Here is a 4415-nt window from a genome sequence, read left to right as displayed (position 1 = left end):
CGGCAGCGAGGTGACGTTCATCACCAGCTCGCGATCGATCTTGACCGTATCCATGGGCATCGAGGTCAACTGGGCCAGCGACGAGTAGCCGCTGCCGAAATCGTCGAGGGCGACGCGGATGCCGGCATCCCGGATCCGATCCAGGCTGCGGAACGCCTTGACGGGATCGCTGAGCACCGAGGTTTCGGTGACCTCGATCTGCAGCCGATGGTGGGGGACCCCGTGACGCCTCGATGCCGCGATCATGTCGTCGAGCAACCCCGGGTCCATCAACTGGCGAGTGGAGAGATTCACGCTCAGCAGGAAGCGGTCGCCGAAACGCTCGCGCACGATGTCATCCTTGAGCAGCGGCAATGCCTGCTCCATCAACATCTCCCACAGCGGCGCGATCAGCCCGGAGCGTTCCGCGACCTCGATGAAACTCGCCGGCGGCACCACGCCCTCGGCCGGATCGTACAGGCGCATCAGGGCCTCGAAGCAGCGGATCTCGCCCGTCGACGAATCGACGATCGGCTGCACGAAGCAGCGCACGCCTTGGGTCGCCAGGGCACCGCGGATCAACTGCTCGGCACGGCTGTTCTGTCGCTCCCACTGTCGCAGCGTCTCGCTGTAGTAGCGTCGGGAGCCGACATCGGACAGGCGCGCGTTGGCCAGCGCCAGGCGCGACTGATGGCGCCACTCGTCCACGCTCACCGTCTCGGCCGGATCGAGCACGGCCGCTCCGCTGACATGCGACAGCCATACCTGCTGCCCATCGATCTCCACCGGCTGGGAGAGCAGCACCTCGAGCGGTTCGAGCGCCTCGTCCAGTCGCTCGACTTCGTCGGTTTCGAACACCATGGCAAAGGTGTGTTCCGGCAGCGCGATCAGCGCCACTCTCGGTGGCAACTGCCGGCGCATGCGCTGGACCAGCTTGCGTAGCGCGCTGACCGCGTCATCGACGGCGACGCCATCGAACAGCGACGCCACATTGAGCAGTTGGAACTTGACGAGTGCCATCGGCGGCAACGGCGAGCGCGCCAGACACTCCTGCAGGAGCAGTTCGAGATAGGCCCCGTTGGGCAGCAGCGTCATCGGATCGCCGAGCCGCTGCTCCGTGGTGTCGGTCTGGGTGCCGGCCATGCGGATGGCCAGACCGCGCTCGTTGCGCTGGCACAGGCCTCGACACAACACCATTCGCCAGCCGCCACGCGCATCCCGGATACGGTATTCGACGGCGACCGAGGAAGTCAGGCCATCGAGATGCTGGTAGAGCGACCGCTGAACGTCGGCGCGATCCTCCTCGTGGATACGCGACAGCCAGTCGTCGAGTCCACGCCGCCCTTCGCCGTGCGCCAGCCCCAGCATGCTCGACCATCGCTGCGACAAGGTGAGCTGGCCGCTGTCGAGATCCCACTCCCAGACGCCATCGTTGGTGGCGGTCAGCACCAGGTTCAGATGCTGGGTTCGCTCCTCAACCCGGCTCTCGAGCTCATCGCGGGACGCCTCGAGATCCCGGATCGTGCGGCGCACCGAGTCGAGTACGAGGTTGTTGAGCTGGGCCAGCTTCTGCAGCGCGATCTCATCGCTGTCGGTATGGACGTGAAACTCGAACTGTCCGTCCACTGCCTGGCAGAGCTGATGGCTGATGGCGTCGACCTGCGCAATCAAACGCCGCTCGCGCGCTTCGGCGACGGTCAAAGGCTTGTCGCTCATCTCGCCGACTCCTCTGCAGAGGTCATTTCGAAGCGACAGCCGTCGTCGCCAATACCGGCACCGGTCGCGGCATGAATGGCGGGAAGGCGGGGCAGGAAGGCTTGCACCGGATTGGCCATCGAGAAGAACATGGGGGAGTATCGCCGCCTCGATCCGACGAACGGATCCGCATGCGGCCTCAGCGGCGCCTGACGGTCGAGCTGCTGGCAGTCGCCCGCGACGGCGATCGAACCGACGACCGCGCCGTCATGACTGGCCTCGAGATGATCGATGAGAATGCGCTGAATCAACCCGATCATGGAAGGTCGCTCTAGAGTCCGTCACCGCTCCGCTCGCGGCCCGAGAGTCGCGACAGGGTTCGATGCGTCCCGTCAGGGAGGGAAACGGGCGATGACTGTCGACATACTCGAAGTATCATTAGCATTATCGGCGGTCGAGCCACGAAATTGAGGGCCGTATAAACTGATTATCGAGCGCACTCGAGGCGCCGACCATCACCGGGGACGGAAACTGACTTGATGCAATCGGGCGATTCACAGCTACGCAAGCGGCTGTTCCAGATCATCTTCGAATCGGACACACCGCAAGCGAAGGCGTTCGATATCGCGCTGATCACGCTGATCCTGGTGAGCGTGGCCACCGTCTTTCTCGACAGCGTGCCGGATCTGCATGAACGCTTCGGAAGGATATTCTATCTGGTCGAATGGGCGTTCACGCTGATCTTCACGCTGGAGCTGGCGCTCAGACTCTACTGCCTCGACCGCCCCCTGCGTTACCTGCGCAGTTTCTATGGTGTCCTGGACCTGCTCGCCATTCTCCCGACATGGCTCGCCCTGTTCATACCCGGTGCGCAATCGCTGCTGGTGGTGCGGGTATTGCGCGTGCTGCGCGTGTTCCGGGTCCTGCGACTGATGGAGTTCGTCGGCGAGGGTCGCATGCTGGTGGAAGCGTTGCAGCGCAGCCAGCGCAAGATCCTGCTGTTCCTGACCACCATACTGCTCATCATCACCATCTTCGGGGCGTTGATCTACCTGATCGAACCCCCCGAGGCCGGTTTCACCAGCATGCCAAGGGCCATGTACTGGGCGATCGTCACCCTGACCACCGTCGGCTATGGCGATATCGCGCCGGTGACGGCGCTGGGACAGTTCATCTCCGCGTTCATGATGATTCTCGGCTATTCGATCATCGCCGTCCCCACCGGGGTCTTCTCCGCCGAGGTGATTCGATCGATCCAGCGCGAGCGCTACTCCGACGAAGCCTGCCCCGGCTGCGGTCACGAGGGGCACGAGCGCGGTGCCAAGTACTGCCGTTTCTGCGGTACCTGGCTCGACGAGGAGACCCAGGACCCCAACGCGCCCCCAGACGAGGCCTCCGAGACGGAGGCGGAACCTCCCGAGGCGCACGACAAGGGTGATTGAGGTCGCGGGGCCACCGAAACGTTAACTTTTGTCATCAATCTGTGACAAAAGGACGACAAACTCCCATTCCACGATGCCGCACCAGGCGGTTCGTCATCATCGGGAGTTGTCATGCAATCGCTTCGCCTCACGCTCCGCAGCGGCCTCGTCGCCATGCTGCTGCTGTTCGCGCTGCTGATGTCGGTCATCGGCGGCGGCAGCTACCTGGCCATGAAACAGGCGAGAAACGCCTTCGATTCGGTCTATGCCCTCAATGTCGTGCAGCTCGGGACGGCACGTGAACTCTATGCCGCACTGATGCAGACCCGGGTGCTGCTGGACAGCTATCAGACCGACTACAACCGCCTGCGCGTCAAGCCCGCCAAGAAGACCTGGGCGCAGGCGCAGGCCACCTTCGCGAGTGCGAAGCAGCGCCTCGCGGAGATGCCCCCGGCGGCCCCCGAGTCGCCCGGGGGCGATCTCGCCGATCGCTTCCGGGCGCTGATCGACGACGGCATCCAGCCCGGCTTCGATACGCTCAAGGCGTGGGATGTCTCGGCCTACCAAACCAGCGTCAAGCAGGCCAACGACCTGACCGCCGCGCTGGATGCCAGTCTTGCCGGCTTGTCCTCCACCGCCAAAGCCAATGCGGTGTCGGGAGCGGCTGCCATGGAGCGTGACGTGCACCTCCTGCAGGTCGGGCTGACCACGGCGGCCGTGGTCACGCTGGCGTTGATCCTGCTGGCCTTCTTCATGTTCCAGCGCCATCTGTTGCGCCCGCTGGGCGAAGTGAGGCGACACTGCGCCGACATCGCCCAGGGCGACCTCAGCCAGCGCCTGTCGACGCGGGGCGTGAGGGAGATGCGGTTGCTCAAGTCCGGCGTCGACGCGATGCAGGCCTCGCTGCTGGAGCTGGTCTCGCAACTGCAACGGGAGAGTCGGGCGCTGCGTGGCGACGCGCTGGAGTTGACCGAAGCCAGCCATGCCCTGAACGACCAGAGCCGGCAGCAAGCCCAGGCGCTCCAGCAGACCACCGCCAGCATGGAGGAGATCACTGCCACCGTGGCGCATACGGCGGATCACGCCGACCAGGGACGGACGCTGTCGGAGGAGAATCGGCGCCGGATCGACGCCAGCGGAGACCAGATATCCACCGCGGTCACCGAGATCGAGGCGGCCCAGGCCCGCTCCGAATCGTCGCTGGAAGTGATTGGGATGATCGATTCGTTGACTTTCCAGACCAACCTGCTCGCGCTGAATGCCTCGGTCGAGGCGGCCCGGGCCGGGGCGCAGGGCCGCGGGTTCGCCGTGGTCGCCGCC

Annotated in this window: 4 protein-coding genes; 2 read left to right on the top strand and 2 right to left on the bottom strand. The window is 64.7% G+C overall.

The features are described from left to right. Nucleotides 1–1695, bottom strand: a 1695-nt coding sequence (locus tag Q0602_RS23255) for an EAL domain-containing protein (protein ID WP_298848433.1), incomplete at its 3' end; no start/stop codon positions are given. Then, the gene (locus Q0602_RS23250; protein WP_298848431.1) at nt 1692–1994 is read right to left on the bottom strand and encodes a hypothetical protein; all 303 of its coding nucleotides are present in this window, start codon (nt 1992–1994) and stop codon (nt 1692–1694) included. The genes Q0602_RS23255 and Q0602_RS23250, both read right to left, overlap by 4 nt. 219 nt (nt 1995–2213) lie before the next feature. On the opposite strand from Q0602_RS23250, the gene Q0602_RS23245 reads away from it, so the two are divergent. Further along, nucleotides 2214–3116: an ion transporter gene (locus Q0602_RS23245; protein ID WP_298848429.1), complete on the top strand. Its 903-nt coding sequence runs from the start codon at nt 2214–2216 to the stop codon at nt 3114–3116. 111 nt (nt 3117–3227) lie between these two features. After that, a partial coding sequence (locus Q0602_RS23240) for a methyl-accepting chemotaxis protein (protein WP_298848427.1) occupies nt 3228–4415 on the top strand: 1188 nt, incomplete at its 3' end.

This window comes from uncultured Salinicola sp. (assembly GCF_937921195.1).
In the GTDB taxonomy this organism is placed as follows: domain Bacteria; phylum Pseudomonadota; class Gammaproteobacteria; order Pseudomonadales; family Halomonadaceae; genus Salinicola.
The sequence above is the reverse complement of the archived record's forward strand: the minus strand, read 5'-3'. Positions and strand labels throughout refer to the sequence as shown.

Bases quoted from the DNA above. Each gene is read 5' to 3' on its own strand.
- Q0602_RS23250 (WP_298848431.1), bottom strand. From the start codon at position 1,994: ATGATCGGGTTGATTCAGCGCATTCTCATCGATCATCTCGAGGCCAGT.
- Q0602_RS23245 (WP_298848429.1), top strand. From the start codon at position 2,214: ATGCAATCGGGCGATTCACAGCTACGCAAGCGGCTGTTCCAGATCATC.